This is a genomic window from Pseudomonas fluorescens, from assembly GCF_001708445.1.
In the GTDB taxonomy this organism is placed as follows: domain Bacteria; phylum Pseudomonadota; class Gammaproteobacteria; order Pseudomonadales; family Pseudomonadaceae; genus Aquipseudomonas; species Aquipseudomonas gorinensis.
In genome coordinates this window covers 3283503-3301283 of the sequence record NZ_CP015637.1, presented here as the reverse complement: position 1 = coordinate 3301283, position 17781 = coordinate 3283503, and the positions used below count along the sequence as shown (strand labels likewise).

Genomic DNA, 17781 nt, shown 5'->3' with positions numbered 1-17781 from the left:
TTCTCGATGCCCGAGGGGCAGTAAAAATTTAAAGAAAGAAATCCAGGCGGAAATAGATCGGCGCTTCACGTTCAGTGATCGGCCCCGGGCGTTCCAAAGAGTGTGCAAAGGTCACCGTGGCGGCGACGTTCTGGCCGCGCGCGAACAAGTCCACGGAGTTGCTGGTCATGCGCCCGTGCTGTTCGGCGTTGTAGCGGCCATGGCTGATCACGCCCTGGTCGTAGCCGAGGCTGGTGCCGTATTCGCTGAACACCGGCTGCATCCAGGCCCAGGTCACCGGGCGGCTCCAGCGCAGGTCGTTGCGCCAGTAGCCGCCGCTGTCGCCGGACAGGCTTTGATCCTTGTAGCCACGAATCGACGACTGCCCGCCCAGGCTCATGCGTTGCGGGCTGAACAGCACGTCTTCGCTGCGCTGGCCGGTCATCAGGCTGCTGAAACTGAACGACTCGCCCCACAGCTTGAACGGGTACAGGTAGCTCAGGGTCGCGGTGTATTTGCGATAGCGCGCATCGGCCTGGCCGGGGCGCGGGTTGTGGTTGGCCTGGGCGTCGAAGGCGCCGATGCCGTCCTGCATGCCCAGGTCGATGTTGAGGAACGAACCGCCAATGCGTCGACCGTGGTTGATGCCAAATTGGGCTTCGCTGAGGCGGTTGCTGCTCAGGGCGAGTTTGCTGTCTTCGATGAAATTGTTGGTGCGCAGGTAGGCCACACCGGTGCTCAGGGAGGTTTTGCTCAGGGCGTCGCGGTGGATCACCCGCTCCAGGCGCAGTTGGTGGTTTTGGCTGTCGCCCGATTGCTTGAAGTTGAAGCCGCTGGCCTGGGCCAGCGAGCGGTATTCGCTTTCGCTGTAGGTGTAATTGAAGTTCCACCAGCCGAACGGCAGGCTGTAGTTGAGCATCGAGTTACGCGAGGTTTTCTGGTGATCGCTGATCGCATCGTGGCCGCCGCGCAGCGAGAGTTGGTCGGCCAGGCCCAGCGGATTGTCCCAATCGAGGCTCGCACCCCACTGCTGTTCACCGGTGCTGCGTTGGCCGCCATTGTGGCGTGACAGGCCGACGCGCCAGGGTTTCTGCGGGGTGTTTTTGACCAGCACTTCGCTGCCGCCCACTTCTTTGCCGGGGGCCAATTCCATCTGCGTCTGGTTCGATGGCAGGCGGTTCAGTTGGTCGACCATCTGCTCGATCTCGCGCAGGTTGAGCAGAGCGCCTGGTTTGCCTGGGAAGCTCATAAACAGCTGGCGATCGGTGATACCGCTGCCCTCGGCGCCCTTCATGCCTTCCAGACGCCCTTCCACCACCTGCACTTTGAGATTGCCGCTGGAGAGGTTCTGTTGCGGCAGGTAGGCGCGACTGGTGACCAGACCTTTGGCCAGGTAGTAGTCGGTGATGACCTTGAGCAGATCATTGAGCTGCGGTACGCCGAGGCACTGGCCGATATAGGGCTTGAGCAGGCGATCACGCTCGCCTTCGGACAGCGCGTCGGCGCCGATGAGTTCGATGGTGTTGATGGCAAAGCAGCGGGTGTCCGCCGGCGCCGTCGGTTTGGCAGGCGCGGCGGCTTTGCCGGGCAGGTCCTTGAGTTCTTCGAGGCGGCGCTGTTGCTCTTCGAGCAGGCGATCCTGACGATCACGGATCAGATCAGTGACGCCCGGCGTATCCTGCGGGGTCGCACCTTGAGCCGTCCCGGCGAAACCCAGGCAAAAAAAAGCGGACAGCAGACTGAGCCTGGTCCGGGGTACCGAACGCCACATTGCTAGATCCCTCTACATGGCACTATGCCATCAATTTGCGGCGATCTTATGGTGGCGTTTTAGTGGCGTCAATTAAATGTATAACTTTGTTCAGCTGCGACACATGATCAGTTTCAGCCTGAAAAATTAAGCTGTTTAACATCATGTACTTAAGCAAGAAATCACAGAATCCCACTCAAAGGCTTCATGCGGCACGGTCGGCACCAGTAGCAGCACTTGAACACCTGCGCCCTGTAGGGCAGTCAGCATATCGGGGGGGGATGGGGAAGTAGCCATTTGTGCCCCAAGCAAGGCCATCTCCAACACAATGGAGCGTGCTCCTTGGGTATCGATCAAAATCAGATCAAAGTCCTGCTCGAAAGCCGGCAACAGGTTCTTGAGACGAAGGCACCCGTCAGCAGCATGGAGCAACAAATTTCCCAGCTGATTGAACGGATCACTGGAATGGATCAATGAACAGGGTACGAATCCCTGCATCGGCGCAGAACGCACCTGGATTGGCGCCCACCGTGGTCTTACCCGGCCCGCCTTTGGTTGAAACGACTGCTGCGACTTTCATGGTACTGACCTCTGAATCATAGGATTAGAGACGGCGTCATGCTGGTCACGCTGTGCGCTTTGATCACCCCGGCCAAATCCAAGGCAAAAAAAAGCCTGCATCGCTGCAGGCTTTCTCTATCTGGCTCCACGACCTGGACTCGAACCAGGGACCCAATGATTAACAGTCATTTGCTCTACCAACTGAGCTATCGCGGAATGCGCCGTATGTTACTGATTGAAAAGGAGAAGTCAAGCATTACGTAGCATTTGGCCGGTTTCATTCGGATGACCGGTGACGCCCTACTGCGTCGGGCTGGCCATTTCCTTGGCCAAATCCAGCCACGCGCGTGCCGCCGGTGGCAGGTGGGCACTGGCGCGCCAAGCCAGGGCGATGTGCCAGTCGGTGTGGGGCTCGTCCAGGGGGATCAAGGCGATGCCGGCGTGTTGGTGCTTGTGCGCCAGCATGCGGGGCAGGAACGCGACGCCCAGGCCGGCCGCTACCAGGTCGACGATAAAGTCGATCTGGCCACTGCGGGCGGTGACTCGGGGCGTTACGCCCTTGCGCTCGCAGGCAGCCATGATCAATGCGTTCAGGGCGAAGCCGGCTTCGAACAGGATGAAGGGTGAATCCGCCAGGTCGGTGAAATCGATGCGAGTGTGCCGGGCCAGTGAGTGGCCCATGGGCAGTACCGCCATCAGTGGTTCATGACGCACAGGCTGGTAATCGAAACCCTCGTCCACCGGCAGCAGCAGGGCCGCCAGGTCGACCTCACCGGCTTCCAGGCATTCGCGCAGTGTCTTGCTGCCGTGCTCGGTCAGTTCGATATCGATGTCTGGATAGCGACTGCGATAGGTGGTGAACATCGCAGCGAACAGCACGCCACATCCTACCGGCGGCAGGCCGATGCGCAGCACACCGCGCTTGAGGCCGCGCAAGTCGTTGATCTCGGCAACGAGGTCATGGTGCTCGGCAAGCAGCACCAGGGCACGGCGGTAGGCAATTTCGCCGGCGGCGGTGAGTTCGTTCCGGTGGCCAAGGCGATTGAGCAGTGGCGCGCCGAGTTCCTCCTCCAGGGTCTTGACCGCCTTGCTCACCGTGGATTGGGTCAGGGACACCACATCGGCCGCTTGGGAGAACCCTCCCTGGCGCACCACTTCGACAAAGGCACGCAATGTGCGCAGGTTCATCAGCATTCCTTTAGCGACTGGGTAGTAGTGATAAAAGTTGTTTTTATCATGCCAGATGTTTGCTTATCGTGGCGCCACCTTGCCCGTGGAGTCACCCTAAATGATCATCTCGTCTGCTGCCGATTACCGCGCAGCCGCCAAGCGCAAGCTGCCGCGCTTTCTGTTCGACTATATCGATGGTGGCGCCTACGCCGAGCACACAATGCGCGCCAACGGCTCGGACCTGGCCGAGATCGGCCTGCGCCAGCGCATCTTGCGCAACGTTGATAACTTGAGTTTGAAGACCCGCGTCTTCGGCCAGGAACTGGCTATGCCCGTCATCCTCAGCCCAGTGGGCCTGACCGGTATGTACGCGCGACGCGGAGAAGTGCAGGCCGCCAAGGCAGCGGCGAACAAAGGCATCCCGTTTTGCTTATCGACGGTGTCGGTGTGTTCGATCGAAGAAGTGGCCTCCCAGAGCCCGCAAGCGATCTGGTTCCAGCTCTATGTGCTCAAGGATCGCGGTTTTATGCGCAATGCCCTGGAACGGGCACAGGCCGCCGGCGTGACAACTCTGGTGTTCACCGTCGACATGCCCACCCCAGGCGCACGCTACCGCGATGCGCACTCGGGCATGTCCGGGCCGTATGCATCGACGCGGCGGATGTTGCAGGCCGTGACCAAACCGCAATGGGCATTGGATGTCGGCTTGCTCGGCCGCCCTCACGATCTGGGCAATATCTCCACGTACCTGGGCAAACCCACCACCCTGGAAGATTACGTGGGCTGGCTGGCGAACAATTTCGACCCCTCGATCAGTTGGAAAGACCTGGAGTGGATTCGCGAATTCTGGAAAGGCCCGATGATCATCAAGGGCATCCTCGACCCGCAGGACGCCAAGGATGCGGTGAGTTTCGGCGCCGATGGCATCGTGGTGTCCAACCACGGCGGGCGTCAGCTGGATGGCGTGCTGTCCACCACCAAGGCGTTGCCACCGATTGCCCAGGCAGTGGGCGATGACTTGACGGTGCTGGTGGACTCCGGCATTCGCTCCGGGCTCGACGTGGTGCGCATGCTCGCCCTGGGGGCCAAGGCTTGCCTGCTGGGACGCTCGACGGCGTATGCGCTGGCCGCCGAGGGCCAGTCTGGCGTGGAGAACCTGCTGGATATCTTCGCCAAGGAGATGCGCGTGGCCATGACGCTGACGGGCGTCACCGCGATCGACCAGATTGACCCCAGCACGCTGGTTCAGCCTGCCAAATAACCGGCGCCATACGGCAATGGCTGTTTTGCGTGTTAAAAACAGCCATTGATTTATAAGGAGTTTAATTAAGTTAAACAAAGTGGCATGAATCTCGCTCTAACCCTTCCCACGCAGGTTAAGCGATGACAAGACGTGCGGCAGTGCCCAAGGGTTATAACCCATGACAAAGCGGTCTAAACTGTTTCCAATGTTTTACGGAACTGAAGGAACAGTAAGACGCTTGGCACTCGCCACTCTCATCGAGCCTGTAAGACAGCTAAGTGCTTAGAGGCCGATTGCTTATGAAAACACCCACCCAGACCCACGCAATCGACTTCGACACGGCCAAATTGCAACGCCTGGGCTTTGGCCAGCCAACCTCTCTGCCGCGCCGCCCCACCACCACTGTCCAGCTTCGCCAGCAACTGGGTCAGCAATTGCAGGTCAGCTTGGAACCGGAGCGTATCCTCGGCCTGTTCTTTCGCGAGATCCAGCGTCTGGTACCCCTTGATGCCCTGCTGTACCGCCACCAGGCCAGTGATCTGCGCCTGGAGTTTGGTCATCGCGGCCATCATTCGGTCAGTTATGCCCTCAGTCACGAAGGCGAGCACTTGGGTGAACTGGTGTTCCGCCGCAACCAACGCTTGGTGGAAGAAGAGCTGAGCCAACTCGAATCCCTGCTGGCCACCCTGCTCTACCCGATGCGCAACGCCCTGCTCTACCGCGCCGCCACCCGCAGTGCGCTGCGCGACCCGCTGACCCAGACCGGTAACCGCGTCGCCATGGACCAGACCCTGCAACGGGAAATCGATATGGCGCGGCGGCACCTGAACCCGTTGTCGTTGCTGATGCTGGACATCGATCACTTCAAACAGATCAACGACACCCATGGGCATGCGGCCGGCGATAACGTGCTGCGCGCGGTCGCCGCAGCGATCAAGGCCCAGTTGCGTAACGTGGACATGGTGTTTCGGTTTGGCGGGGAAGAGTTTCTGATCCTGCTGTCCAACACCGGCCGGGATGCCGCGGCGATGGTTGGCGAGCGTCTGCGCCAGGCGACGCAGGCCCAGGACTACTGGGAGGATGACCTACGCATCGAATTGACGGTGAGCCTGGGCTGCTCGACCTTGTTGGCGGGTGAGTCTGCCGACAGCCTGTTGCGCCGGGCCGACAATGCGCTGTACGTGGCCAAGCGCGAAGGCCGTAACCGCTTGGCAATGGCGGGGTAATGACCCCGCCATCACGCTGACCTTATGCTTCGCTGGCCACGCGAACCGGGCGTTCACGCACCGCCATGACCGCAGGTTTGTCTTTCTCCAGGCGCATGCAGCTTTCCAGGAACAGGTACATGTAGTCGTAGCTCTTGCACACGGCCTGGCGCAGCTCTGCCTGCAGCGCCTTGGTCGGGTTCATCCCGGCCAGGGTGCAGATGATTTCCAGCGCTTCCCACGGGTGGGCGTCATCGTACTGGGCGTGCATCTTCAGCCATTTCATCGCGCGCTTGCGGTCTTCCTCGGGGAAGGCGGCAGCGTAGACGCCGGTGGAACATACCACCGCGGACCACTCCCCGGTCGCCCCCTCGATCGCGTAGTTGGTCGCGGCAATCGCCACGATCAGCGAGTCGGCCGAACTTGTGTGCCAGCACCAATGGCTCAGTGCATGCAACTCCGGCGGTACGTTCTGCGCTTGCAACTCTTCGAGGCTGACGCCATGGGCGCGGGCCCAATGCACCCAATAGTCGGCGTGGTTCAGTTCCACGCGAATGTTGCGCATCAGCCACCGCCGCGCCATGTCCTCTCCAGGATGACGGGCAAACTTGGTTTTGGTGAGGTTCTGTGCCATGTACAAGGCAAACTGTTCAACCACTGGCCAGCCACCAATAAGGTAATGGCGCATGGTCTTGGCGCTGAGCGTGTTATCACGCATGCGCTGGTACAGTTCGTGCTCGACAACTCGGCGCTTGCTCTCACTACAGTCCTGGATCAGTCGTTGTGCCCAGGCGGGGTAACTTGAGGCTTCCATAAGCGGGCCGGTTCGGTTGAAGGTGTCGATCACTGTAAGGCTCCTTTTTAAGTGTGATTGTACAGACCAGCAAATGTTTCAGCGGAATGTGCCGGGCGCCTTGAATAACAGGGGCTGCGGCCGCACAGGTCGACACTGCAAGCTATCAGGGGTAAACAACTGCGGGCGTTCAATCACGTAGCCCTGAGCGTAATCCACACCAATCTCGAGTAACGCCTGTTCAATGAGCGGTGTTTCAACAAACTCGGCAATTGTGCGCTTACCCATGACGTGGCCGATGTGATTGATCACTTCGACCATGGCGCGGTTAATCGGGTCGTCCAGCATATCCTTTACGAAACTTCCATCGATCTTCAGGAAGTCTACAGGTAAATGTTTCAGATAAGCGAATGAGGACATTCCGGCACAAAAGTCGTCGAGTGAAAAATGGCAACCTAACGCTTTGAGTTCATTAATAAAGCGAATTGCACTACCCAAATTGGCAATAGCGCTGGTCTCAGTTATTTCAAAACAAATCATTTCCGCAGGAATGCTGTAAGCCGCGAATTTGTCACGTAGAAACCCCAGGAAATCGTCATCGCCAATGGTTATTCCCGACAGATTAATCGCACACATGGCCATGGGCTGGCCCGGACGCTCATGCATGCAGCGGGCGATGATCTTGAACACGTTCTCAACCACCCAGCGATCCAGCGAGGTCATCAGGCCGTAACGTTCGGCTGCCGGGATAAAGCTGTCCGGCAGAATGATCCGACCGGCCTCATCATGCAGGCGCAGGAGGACCTCGATATGTCCGTTACCGGGGTCCGTATGGCCCAAGGCTGCGATTTCCTGGGCATACAGGCAGAAACGGTTTTCTTCCAGGGCCATGTGCAGGCGCTGCACCCAGGCCATCTCGCCGAAACGCAAGGACAGCTCAGAGTCATCGGCATGGTAGACCTGCACGCGGTTGCGGCCCTTTTCCTTGGCCATGTAGCACGCCATATCGGCGGCCCGCAGCGATGTCTCCAAGGTGGTCGGCGCGTGTGAGAGGTGCACCAGGCCAATGCTGACCGTGGTCATGAACGGCCGCCCCTTCCACACAAAATGCAGGCTTTGCACGGTATGGCGCAGGCTTTCGGCGATTTTTTCCGCCACCGGCGCCGGGCAGTTCTCCAGCAAAATACCGAACTCATCGCCGCCCAGGCGCGCCAGCGTGTCGCCCTCCCGCAGGTCCGATTGCAACAAGGCGCAGATGTGGCGCAGCAGTTCGTCGCCTGCCGCATGCCCGCAGGTATCGTTGACCAGCTTGAACTGGTCCAGGTCGAGGAACATCAAGGCGTGGCGCCCACTTTGCTGGCGCGCGGCCTGTTGCAACACCTGCTCCAGGCGGAATTCGAATTCGCGGCGGTTGGCCAGGCCGGTCAGGGCATCGTGGGTGGCTTGCCACGACAGATTGGCAATGTACTGGCGCTCCTGAGTCATGTCGTGCAGCACCAGCACCGCCCCGCTGACCTTGCCGGCGCTACGGATCGGCGCGCCCACCAGGGTCACCGAGACGGTGCTGCCGTCCAGGCGCTGAATGGTTTTGGAGTGTTCACTGCCACCGCTGAGCTGGCCTTTGGTGATGTGCTCGATCAGGGTAAATCCATCGGGCTGGGCGTCTTCATCCAGCAAATTGAACAGCGAAGCCAGGGGCAGGCCCTGGGCCTGGGACGATTTCCAGTGGGTCAGCGCCTCGGCCGCCGGGTTCATGTAGGCAATGGCACCATTGACATCAGTGGTGATCACCCCGTCCCCGATCGATTCCAGAGTGATCTGCGCCCGCTCCTTTTCCAATTCCAGGGCATCGGCGAACGCATGACGCTGGCGCAGTAACTTATGGGTGCGCAGCAAAGCCAGGGCGATCAGGCCCAGGGCCGTGGCCAGGTTGGTAATCATCAACAGCCGCAGGATAAATCGCGAACCTTCGCCCAGGGCATCACTGAACGCCTTGGCCGCCGGCGTCACGCCGTCGTTGATGGCAAAGATCTGGGCTTTCCATTGCCGCACAGCGTCGCCGCTGACCTGGTGGGTGGTGATTGCGCGGTGCATCGTCTGGGCCAGGTCATCCAGTTGCACCAGGTAGCCATCCCCCACGGTCCACAACTCGATGGCTTTTTCCAGGTAACTGAAATGGCGAAAGTTGAGGTACAACCAGATCAGGCTGGAGACGTCATCCGGATGGTTGCCCCCCTTGAGGATCCCCAGGCGTGCGGCGGAGAGATCGGGTATGGGCCGGTCCAGGGCGATACGCAGCTCATGCCCGCCCTGGGGCACGGCGATGGCCTGCTGGTATTTGAGGAAGGTGGCTTCGTCACGATTGTCGGCGTACAGGGTCAGGTAGTAGATGGCGTCCTTCTGGCCTTTTGACCACAGGCTTTCGCCGGCCACATAACCACGCACGGCCGAGAGTACGTAGAGACTGACACTGCCCAACAATGCCTGGAACAGCACGACGGCGATAAATGGCCAGACAATGCCCAACAACCGTGGCGTTCCGAGAGTCCGCTTTTGCTTCATGAAGTCCCTTGCACATGCACAGCTGAAAACGCACGCGAACATCCGCTCCTGATAGCACAGCGTAGGCTAAATCAACGCACTTGTTGCAGGTGCCCGTAAAGTTTGGCGTACAGGCCGCCGTCGGCGATCAGTTGCTGATGGTCGCCATCTTCGGCGATATGCCCACCATCGAACACCAACACCCGGTCTGCCTGCTTCACTGCTGACAACCGGTGGGCAATGATCAGTGTAGTACGGCCACTGAGAAACCGCGCCAACGCCTGGTGCAGGTTGTACTCGGTGGCGGCGTCCAGGGCGGAGGTGGCTTCATCCAGGATCACCACTTTCGGCTCGGCCAACACCATGCGCGCAATCGCCAGGCGTTGCCGCTGCCCGCCGGAGAAGCGCACGCCTGAGCGACCGACGATACTATCCAACCCCATGGGCAGCGCCTTGACGGTCGCATCCAACTGGGCGATTTCAAGGGCCTGCCAGCACGCCTGGTCCGTGCGGCTGCGCCCCATCGTCAAGTTGGCCCGCACGGTATCGTTGAACAGCGCCGGGTGTTGCAACACCACCGCGACGTTCTCGCGAATGGTCTCCAGGCCGATTTCCTGCTGGGTGGCGCCGCCAAAACGAATGCTGCCAGCTTGCGGCGTGTAGAGCCCCAGCAGCAGTTGCACCAGAGTACTTTTGCCGCCGCCACTGGCGCCGACGATTGCCACCTTCTCCCCCGGCTCGATGGCCAGGTTCAATTGATCGAGCACCCGTTCTTCGCCATACCCGAACGTGAGGCCGCGCACTTCAAGGCCGACCGTCTCGCGCCCGGCAAACGGGTCTTGGCCGCCGGCATATTGCGGCTCATCGGCGCGTGCCAGCAGTTCGTTGATCCGCGTCAGCGCCCCGCCCGCCGCGTAGTAGGCGTATTGCAGGTTCAATAACTGCTCCACCGGACCGATCATGAACCACAGGTAGCTGAATACCGCGAGCATCTGGCCGATGGAGAGGTCGGAGAACAGCACCGTCAGCATCGCTGCCGCACGGAAGATGTCGATGCCGAATTGGAACAGCAAGCCACTGGCGCGGCTGGAGGCGTCGGTTTTCCACTGGGAGTGGATGGCGTAGTCCCGCACTTCCTGGGCACGCTGGCCGAGGCGCCCGAGGAAAAAGCCCTGGCGGTTACCGGCGCGCACTTCCTGAATGGCATCGAGGGTTTCGGTCAGCGCCTGGGTAAAGCGCGAGGTGCTGTCGTTTTCCAGTTTCTTCAGGTGTTTGACGCGCTTGCCCAGCTGCACCGTGGCGTAGATCACCAGCGGGTTGAACAACAGGATCAGCAGCGCCAGTTGCCAATGCATCCACACCAGGATGGCCGACGTGCCCACCAGGGTGAGCATCGCCACCAGGAAACGGCTGAGGGTTTCGCCGACGAACTTGTCCAACGTATCCAGGTCGGTGACCAGGTGCGTGGTGACCGTGCCGCTGCCCAGGCTTTCGTATTCCCCCAGGGAAATACGCTTGAGCCGTTCGATCAGGCGCACGCGGATGCGGTAGACGATGTCCTTGGCCAGCCGGGCAAACAAACGCGCCTGCACCACGTTGAATACCAGCGCACCACAGCGCAGGGCCAAGGTCACCAGCAGCATCAAGCCGATATACCCAGCGGCCTTTTGCCAACCCAGGGGCAACGCGTGGTTCATCACCTTGAGCGCGGCATCGCCGTGGCCCAACAGCACTTCGTCGACCAACAGCGGCAACAGCAGCGGAATAGGCACGCTGCACAGGGTCGCCAGGACGGCGACACCGTTGGCGATCCACAGGGATTTCTTGTGACGCAGGGCCAGGCGGCGGATCTCCGCCCAGGTCAAGCGGTCGACACGAGGGGTGGGCGTTAGGTCGGGCTGATCATGCACAGGCAGCTCGCTCCAGCCATCGGGCGAGCAGAGGCGACAGCTCGGAGAGCGGCTGGTAGCCATTGGTCAGCAACGCCAACTGGCCATTGCGCTCGGCCAGCAGCGTCGGGAAACCGGCGATCCCCAGGTCCTGCACCCAGGTGAAATCGGCGGCGGTAGCGGCATGCTGCTCGGCGCGGTCGAAAGCGCCGGCAAACTCGATACGCGGGATACCGGCCTCCTCGGCCAGTTCCACCAGCACACTGGCGAGGGTCACATCGCGCCCCTCGACATAAAATGCATGCTGGATCAGGCCCAGCAGTTTCCACGCGCAATCCGGCGCCAGGCTGCGCGCAGTGACAATTGCACGGCACGCTGGCTCCGTGTCGTAGACAAAACCGTCGGGCAGCGCGCCTTCGAACGTGAACGTCTGCCCGGTGGCGTCGGTGACCGCCTGCCAGTGTTCCAGGATATAGCGCCGGGTCGTCGGCTCCAGCGCCGCGCCGCTGCCAGTGCGCAAGCCGCCCACCACCAGGTGCAGCTCCACGCCGGCCGCCTGGGCCTGCTCAACCAGCGCCTGCGCCACCGGGGCAAAGCCCCAGCACCAGGAACACATAGGATCCATTACATAGAGCAGGCGCGCGGACATGGCTCAGGCCTCGGAAGGAGTTTGCTTGTAGTTGAAGCCGATCGGGTGCGGCATATTGCGGGCCTTGGCCAACTCAATCTGCTTTTGCCGGTCGATCGCGCTGCGACGGGTTTTCTCCGGCAGCTTATCCCAGCAATGTGGGCAACTGATGCCCGCCACATAGTGCTCGGATGCGCGGTCTTGCACGCTCACCGGTGTGCGGCAGGCATGACATTGATCGTAGTCGCCTTCGCTCAAGTCGTGGCGCACGGTGACGCGATTGTCGAACACAAAGCAGTCGCCCTGCCATTTGGTCTCTGCCTGCGGCACCTCTTCGAGGTACTTCAGGATGCCGCCCTTGAGGTGGTAGACCTCATCGAAGCCTTCACTGAGCATGTAGCTCGAGGCCTTTTCGCAACGAATGCCGCCGGTGCAGAACATGGCGACCTTCTTGTGCTTGGCCGGGTCGAAGTTGGCTTTGATATAGTCGGGAAATTCGCGAAAACTGGTGGTTTTCGGGTCGATCGCGCCTTCAAAAGTGCCGATGGACACTTCGTAGTCGTTACGGGTGTCGATCAACAACACTTCGGGGTCGCTGATCAGCGCGTTCCAGTCCTGCGGATCGACGTAGGTGCCGACCTTCTTGTTCGGGTCGACGCCTTCGACGCCCAGGGTCACGATCTCTTTCTTGAGCTTGACCTTGGTGCGGTAGAACGGCTGCTCGTCGCAGTACGACTCTTTGTGGTCGATGTCGTCCATGCGCGGGTCGTTCTTGAGCCAGGCCATCAGGCCGTCAATGCCTTCGCGGCTGCCGGAAATGGTACCGTTGATGCCTTCTTCGGCGATCAGCAAGGTGCCTTTGATGCCATTGTCGACCATCGCCTGCAGCAGGGGCTCGCGCAGCGCAACGTAATCTTCGAGGGTGACGAACTTATACAGTGCCGCCACGACAATCGGTTGAGTCATGGGTGTTCTCTCCAGGTGGCTACCCTCGTAAGGGGTGAACCGGATGCAAAAAAAACGCGCCGGCTAAGCGGCGCGTTGCGGATTCTAGCAAATGCGAGGTGTCAGAGGCACCCGGTCATCAGCCATGGCCGCCGGCGCAGGTCGGCGAGGCCGGGGCTGCGTCGATTTTCGCCCACTCTGCGGGCGTGTAGGTATGCAGCGCCAGCGCATGAAACTCGCTCATCAGGTCACCCAGGGTGGCGTAGACCTTCTGGTGGCGCTTGACGCGGTTGAGCCCCTCGAACTGCTGGCTGACCAGCACGGCCTTGAAGTGGGTCTGCAACCCACGGCTGTGCATATGGCTTTCGTCCAGCACGCTCAAGTGCTCCGGGGCCAGGGCGGCAAGTGCCGTTTCGATACGCTGTTGCATGGTCATTCCTGCTTACTTCTTCTTGGCCGGTGCGGCGGCTTTAGGCGTCAGCTCGTTGGTCATGTCTTCCAACAGCTTGTTCACCACCGGCACGGCGCTTTCCAGTTTGGCCTGGGTCATCTGGGCCGATTGCTGGGTCAGCTGCGGCATTTTCTCCAGGACTTTCTTGCCCAGTGGCGACTGGTAGAACGCAACCAGGTCCTTGAGCTCGGATTCGCTGAAGTTGCTGGTGTAGAGCTTGACCATGTCCGGCTTCAGTTTCGGCCAGCCGATGGCTTGGTCCAGGGCAGCATTGGCCTTGGCCTGGTAGCTGTCCAGTACGGACTGTTTGGCGGCAGGCGCCTTGGTCTGTTCGAAACGCTGGGCGAACATTTGCTGCACTTGCATGTACACCGGGGTCCCCAGCTTGTCAGCGTGGGCCAGGGTAAGGAAGGCTTCGGCACTGGCGTTGTGGCTGGCGGTATCGGCAAAAACCTGGCCGCTGGCGCAAACCAGAGCAACCGCGGTACAGATGGCACGAAGACGAGTCATCGAGTTTCCTTTTCTAGCAGGCGAGGTAAGACCCCAAGGGCGCCCATTCTGCGCCTAAAAAACGCCCCGGCTCAACCCCGAGCCTTAGCGGGCGCGGATTGCCGTGAATGAATCCGATGAAAAGTCTTTTAGGGAACCCCCCGGGCCGATCACAGCCTAAACTGCGCAAACGAACCTGAAGGAGTGTGCCCGATGAGCCGTATCGAAACCGACAGCCTGGGAGAAGTCCAAGTCCCGGATGACGCTTACTGGGGCGCCCAGACCCAACGTTCGCTGGTGAACTTCGCTATCGGCGAACAGCGCATGCCCCTGGCGGTCCTGCACGCCCTGGCCTTGATCAAGAAGGCCGCTGCCCGGGTCAACGACCGCAATGGCGACCTGCCCGCCGATATCGCCCGCTTGATCGAACAAGCCGCCGACGAAGTACTGGCCGGCCAACATGACGACCAATTCCCCTTGGTGGTGTGGCAAACCGGCAGCGGCACCCAAAGCAACATGAACGCCAACGAAGTGATCGCCGGCCGCGCCAACGAGCTGTCGGGCAAGACCCGTGGCGGCAAGAGCCCCGTACACCCCAACGATCACGTCAACCGCTCCCAGAGTTCCAACGACTGCTTCCCCACCGCCATGAGCATCGCGGCGGTTCAGGCGGTCAACCAGCAATTGCTGCCGGCGATCACCCACCTGTCCGGCGGCCTGGCGGAACTGTCGGCACGGCATATGAAGCTGGTGAAGACCGGTCGCACTCATATGATGGATGCCACGCCGATCACCTTTGGCCAGGAACTCTCGGCGTTTATCGCCCAGCTTGATTACGCCGAGCGCGCGATCCGCAGCGCCCTGCCCCAGGTCTGCGAGCTGGCCCAGGGCGGCACGGCCGTGGGCACCGGGCTCAACTCGCCCCATGGCTTTGGCGAAGCGATTGCCGCCGAGCTGGCGGCGCTGTCGGGCTTACCGTTCGTGACCGCCCCCAACAAATTCGCCGCCCTCTCCGGACACGAACCCCTGGTGACCTTGCACGGTGCGCTGAAAACCCTGGCCGTGGCCCTGATGAAAATCGCCAACGACCTGCGCCTGCTCGGCTCCGGCCCCCGCGCCGGGCTGGCGGAAGTCAAACTGCCAGCCAACGAACCGGGCAGCTCGATCATGCCCGGCAAGGTCAATCCGACCCAGTGCGAAGCGCTGTCCATGCTGGCCTGCCAAGTACTGGGCAATGACGTGACCATCGGCATCGCGGCGAGCCAAGGGCATTTGCAGTTGAACGTGTACAAGCCGGTGATCATCCACAACCTGCTGGAATCGATCCGCCTGTTGGCCGACGGCTGCAATAACTTCCAGGAGCACTGCATCGCCGGCCTGGAGCCCGACGCCGAACAAATGGCCGAGCACCTGGAACGCGGGCTGATGCTGGTCACGGCGCTCAACCCGCACATCGGCTATGACAAGTCAGCAGAGATCGCCAAGAAGGCCTACGCCGAAGGATTGACCCTTCGGGAAGCGGCGCTGGACCTGGGCTACCTCACCGACGCAGAGTTCGACCAGTGGGTACGCCCGGAAAACATGCTGGGCGCCTAAGACGCCATGCGTAGCCGCCGGGCCTTGAGCCCGGCGAGCAACGACGGCGCCAGCGCAACCGCCGCCGACCCCATGACCACCACCAACGCGCCGAAATAGCCCAAGGCATTGATCTCTTCGGCCTGCACATAGTTGGGCCACAGCCACGCCGCCAACGCCACCGCGACAAAGGTCACCAACGGCGTCAGTGCCAGGGTTGCACTCACCCGCGAGGCTTCCCAGTGGGCCAGGGCTTCGGCAAATGCGCCGTAGGCCACCAGTGTGTTCATGCAACACGCCAGCAACAGCCAGCCTTGCAGCGGGCTCAGTTGCAGGGCCTCCAGCGGATGCGCCCAAGGCGTCAGCAGCACGGCGCACGACAGGTAGATCACCATCATCACTTGCAGCGAATTCCAGACGGTCAGCAACTGCTTCTGGCCCAAGGCGTAGAACACCCAGATCGACGTGGCGAGCAGGATCGTCAGCACACCGGCGGTATAAGCGCCGAGGGACGTCAGCAGTTCCTCCAGGCGTTGGTTGAAGAACAGACCGAAGCCGACGATCAGCACCACCAGGCCCACGCTCTGACCCACGCTGAAACGTTCCTTGAACACAAACACGCTGGCGATCATCAGGAAGATCGGCCCCATCTGCACCACCAACTGCGCGGTGCCGGGGCTGAGCAGTTTCAGGCCCACCAGGTACAACACGTAGTTGCCCACCAGGCCGCACACGGCCATCGCCACCAGCCAGCCGCCCTTGGGGCCGAGCACTTTACGACTGGGCAGGCGCTTGGTCGCGGCGAGGTACACGAAGAGGCAACTGCCGGCCACCATCAGGCGAAACCAGGTGACGGTGATCGGGTCCATCACCTGCAACACTTGCTTGAGCTTGATCGGCAGAATGCCCCAGAGCAGCGCGGTCAGCAGGGTCAGGAAAAAACCGTAGACCCAGCGGCCGGAAGAGATGTGCATGAGTGCCCCAGAAAATGCCAGAGGTGGAGGAGCGGCTATTCTAGGGGCAAGTGGACGCATTGGGATATGGCGCTGCATACCTGTGGGAGGGGGCGGTGCGACGATTCGACTTGCCCCCTCCCACACTTATCAGCGCACGGCTTCGAACAGTCCCGTGGCGCCCATGCCGCCGCCCACGCACATGGTGACGATGCCATAACGCAAATTGCGCCGCTGCAGCTCACGCACCAGGTGCCCGACCTGGCGCGAACCGGTCATGCCGAACGGGTGGCCAATGGAGATCGAGCCGCCGTTGACGTTGTACTTGTCGTTATCAATTTCCAGGCGATTACGCGCGTACAGGCATTGGGAAGCGAAGGCTTCGTTGAGTTCCCACAGGTCGATGTCCGCCACCTGCAGGCCTCGCGCCTTGAGCAGCTTGGGCACCGAGAACACCGGGCCGATGCCCATCTCATCCGGCTCGCAACCTGCCACGGTGAAACCGCGGAAAAACGCCTTGGGCTTGAGCCCCAGTTCCAGGGCTTTCTCCAGGCTCATCACCAGCGTCATCGAGGCGCCATCGGAGAGCTGCGACGAGTTACCCGCCGTCACCGAGCCGTCTTCGGCAAACACCGGCTTCAACCCAGACAGGCTGGCCAACGTGGTGTCCGGGCGGTTGCAGTCATCGCGATCAACGACGCCGTCGAGGATTTGTACGGCGCCAGTGTTCTTGTCCTCGACCCTGTACTTGACCGCCATCGCCACGATTTCATCGTCAAACAGGCCATCGGTCTGGGCCTGGGCCGTGCGCTGCTGACTTTGCAAGGCGTAGAGGTCCTGGTCTTCGCGGCTCACGTTGTAGCGGCGCGCGACGATTTCAGCGGTCTGGCCCATGGGGAAGTAGATGCCCGGCACCTGCGCCTTGAGCAGCGGGTTGATGAGGTTATCGGTGTTGACGCTTTTCATGGTCAGGCTGATCGACTCGACACCGCCCGCCACGATGATATCGCTGCACCCCGAGGCGATCTGGTTGGCGGCGATGGCGATCGCCTGCAGGCCCGACGAACAGAAGCGGTTGAGCGTCATCCCTGCCGTGCCGGTACCCAATTGCGAAAGCACCGCCACGTTGCGCCCGATGTTGTAGCCCTGGGCGCCCTCGTTGGAGCCGGCGCCGACGATGCAATCCTCCACCGTGGCCGGGTCGATGCCGTTGCGGGCCAGCAGCGCGTTGACGCAATGGGCCGCCATGTCATCCGGGCGGGTCTGGTTGAACTTGCCGCGAAAGGATTTGGCCAGGCCGGTTCGCACACTGTCGACGATCACTACTTCACGCATGGGCTACCTCGATCTTGTGGTTGTTGGATCGAGAATAAATCCAGTCCTCTCCCACTGCGACGATCATTCACCCGGCGTATGCAAAAACATGGTGACGAACATAAATCGGTGGTGAGTCGGCCTGTTGTGGCCAGAGGGCTTGTTGTGGGGGAGAGCGCTTGTTGTGGCGAGCGGGCTTGCCCCGCGTTGGGCTGCGAAGCGGCCCCAAAACCAGCCAATGAGTTCTGCCTGGAGAAACGCGGCGTCTGGGTCAGGGCCGCTTCGCGCCCCAACG

At 61.1% G+C, this 17781-nt stretch carries 14 protein-coding genes, 1 tRNA gene and 1 pseudogene; 3 read left to right on the top strand and 13 right to left on the bottom strand.

The annotated features are described in order from the left end of the window. Positions 1-28: 28 nt before the first annotated feature. From A7317_RS14620 to A7317_RS14610, 4 genes and pseudogenes are all read right to left on the bottom strand, one after another. Positions 29-1750 carry a ShlB/FhaC/HecB family hemolysin secretion/activation protein gene (locus tag A7317_RS14620; protein WP_081329204.1) on the bottom strand — a complete coding sequence of 574 codons (1722 nt, stop codon included), beginning with the start codon at positions 1748-1750 and terminating at the stop codon, positions 29-31. Positions 1751-1987: 237 nt separating this feature from the next. Next, positions 1988-2309: pseudogene (locus tag A7317_RS30035) on the bottom strand (ParA family protein); the annotation flags it as partial. Positions 2310-2430: 121 nt separating this feature from the next. Beyond that, positions 2431-2506: transfer RNA gene (locus A7317_RS14615), tRNA-Asn, on the bottom strand. Between the two features lie 84 nt (positions 2507-2590). Next, positions 2591-3478 carry a LysR family transcriptional regulator gene (locus A7317_RS14610; RefSeq protein ID WP_069076151.1) on the bottom strand — a complete coding sequence of 296 codons (888 nt, stop codon included), beginning with the start codon at positions 3476-3478 and terminating at the stop codon, positions 2591-2593. Between the two features lie 100 nt (positions 3479-3578). On the opposite strand from A7317_RS14610, the gene lldD reads away from it, so the two are divergent. Continuing rightward, complete coding sequence (gene lldD, locus A7317_RS14605) at positions 3579-4721, top strand: FMN-dependent L-lactate dehydrogenase LldD (RefSeq protein WP_069076150.1); 1143 nt, start codon at positions 3579-3581, stop codon at positions 4719-4721. Between the two features lie 281 nt (positions 4722-5002). Next, a complete protein-coding gene (locus tag A7317_RS14600; protein WP_069076149.1) occupies positions 5003-5929 on the top strand; it encodes a GGDEF domain-containing protein in 927 nt (308 codons plus the stop codon). A gap of 22 nt (positions 5930-5951) precedes the next feature. On the opposite strand, the gene A7317_RS14595 is transcribed toward A7317_RS14600, so the two are convergent. From A7317_RS14595 to A7317_RS14565, 7 genes are all read right to left on the bottom strand, one after another. After that, positions 5952-6722, bottom strand: a complete 771-nt coding sequence (locus A7317_RS14595; protein WP_205896045.1) for a TenA family transcriptional regulator — start codon at positions 6720-6722, stop codon at positions 5952-5954. Positions 6723-6800: 78 nt separating this feature from the next. Then, positions 6801-9263, bottom strand: a complete 2463-nt coding sequence (locus tag A7317_RS14590; RefSeq protein WP_024076604.1) for an EAL domain-containing protein — start codon at positions 9261-9263, stop codon at positions 6801-6803. Positions 9264-9334: 71 nt separating this feature from the next. Beyond that, entirely contained in the window at positions 9335-11152 is a 1818-nt protein-coding gene (locus A7317_RS14585; protein ID WP_069076148.1) for an ABC transporter ATP-binding protein, read from the bottom strand. Further along, positions 11145-11780, bottom strand: a complete 636-nt coding sequence (locus A7317_RS14580; RefSeq protein ID WP_024076606.1) for a DsbA family protein — start codon at positions 11778-11780, stop codon at positions 11145-11147. The genes A7317_RS14585 and A7317_RS14580 overlap by 8 nt, the downstream gene beginning before the upstream one ends. A gap of 3 nt (positions 11781-11783) precedes the next feature. Beyond that, a complete protein-coding gene (locus tag A7317_RS14575; protein WP_069076147.1) occupies positions 11784-12725 on the bottom strand; it encodes a rhodanese-related sulfurtransferase in 942 nt (313 codons plus the stop codon). A gap of 118 nt (positions 12726-12843) precedes the next feature. Further along, positions 12844-13140 carry a BolA family protein gene (locus A7317_RS14570; RefSeq protein ID WP_024076608.1) on the bottom strand — a complete coding sequence of 99 codons (297 nt, stop codon included), beginning with the start codon at positions 13138-13140 and terminating at the stop codon, positions 12844-12846. A 6-nt stretch (positions 13141-13146) separates the two neighbouring features. Next, a complete protein-coding gene (locus tag A7317_RS14565; RefSeq protein WP_010567461.1) occupies positions 13147-13665 on the bottom strand; it encodes a DUF2059 domain-containing protein in 519 nt (172 codons plus the stop codon). Between the two features lie 192 nt (positions 13666-13857). Between A7317_RS14565 and A7317_RS14560 the strand changes: the two genes are divergently transcribed. Beyond that, positions 13858-15240 (top strand): class II fumarate hydratase, encoded by a 1383-nt coding sequence (locus tag A7317_RS14560; protein WP_041160987.1) that lies wholly within the window; start codon positions 13858-13860, stop codon positions 15238-15240. Here the strand turns inward: A7317_RS14560 and A7317_RS14555 are convergent. Together A7317_RS14555 and A7317_RS14550 are read right to left on the bottom strand one after the other, a co-directional pair. Further along, positions 15237-16193, bottom strand: coding sequence for a DMT family transporter (locus A7317_RS14555; protein WP_024076610.1), 957 nt, complete (start codon positions 16191-16193; stop codon positions 15237-15239). The two genes, A7317_RS14560 and A7317_RS14555, sit on opposite strands and share 4 nt — an antisense overlap. A 129-nt stretch (positions 16194-16322) precedes the next feature. Beyond that, positions 16323-17507, bottom strand: a complete 1185-nt coding sequence (locus A7317_RS14550; protein ID WP_069076146.1) for a thiolase family protein — start codon at positions 17505-17507, stop codon at positions 16323-16325. Positions 17508-17781: the final 274 nt, after the last annotated feature.

Bases quoted from the DNA above. Each gene is read 5' to 3' on its own strand.
- A7317_RS14620 (WP_081329204.1), bottom strand. From the start codon at position 1,750: ATGTGGCGTTCGGTACCCCGGACCAGGCTCAGTCTGCTGTCCGCTTTT.
- A7317_RS14610 (WP_069076151.1), bottom strand. From the start codon at position 3,478: ATGAACCTGCGCACATTGCGTGCCTTTGTCGAAGTGGTGCGCCAGGGA.
- lldD (WP_069076150.1), top strand. From the start codon at position 3,579: ATGATCATCTCGTCTGCTGCCGATTACCGCGCAGCCGCCAAGCGCAAG.
- A7317_RS14600 (WP_069076149.1), top strand. From the start codon at position 5,003: ATGAAAACACCCACCCAGACCCACGCAATCGACTTCGACACGGCCAAA.
- A7317_RS14595 (WP_205896045.1), bottom strand. From the start codon at position 6,722: ATGGAAGCCTCAAGTTACCCCGCCTGGGCACAACGACTGATCCAGGAC.
- A7317_RS14590 (WP_024076604.1), bottom strand. From the start codon at position 9,263: ATGAAGCAAAAGCGGACTCTCGGAACGCCACGGTTGTTGGGCATTGTC.
- A7317_RS14580 (WP_024076606.1), bottom strand. From the start codon at position 11,780: ATGTCCGCGCGCCTGCTCTATGTAATGGATCCTATGTGTTCCTGGTGC.
- A7317_RS14575 (WP_069076147.1), bottom strand. From the start codon at position 12,725: ATGACTCAACCGATTGTCGTGGCGGCACTGTATAAGTTCGTCACCCTC.
- A7317_RS14570 (WP_024076608.1), bottom strand. From the start codon at position 13,140: ATGACCATGCAACAGCGTATCGAAACGGCACTTGCCGCCCTGGCCCCG.
- A7317_RS14565 (WP_010567461.1), bottom strand. From the start codon at position 13,665: ATGACTCGTCTTCGTGCCATCTGTACCGCGGTTGCTCTGGTTTGCGCC.
- A7317_RS14560 (WP_041160987.1), top strand. From the start codon at position 13,858: ATGAGCCGTATCGAAACCGACAGCCTGGGAGAAGTCCAAGTCCCGGAT.
- A7317_RS14555 (WP_024076610.1), bottom strand. From the start codon at position 16,193: ATGCACATCTCTTCCGGCCGCTGGGTCTACGGTTTTTTCCTGACCCTG.
- A7317_RS14550 (WP_069076146.1), bottom strand. From the start codon at position 17,507: ATGCGTGAAGTAGTGATCGTCGACAGTGTGCGAACCGGCCTGGCCAAA.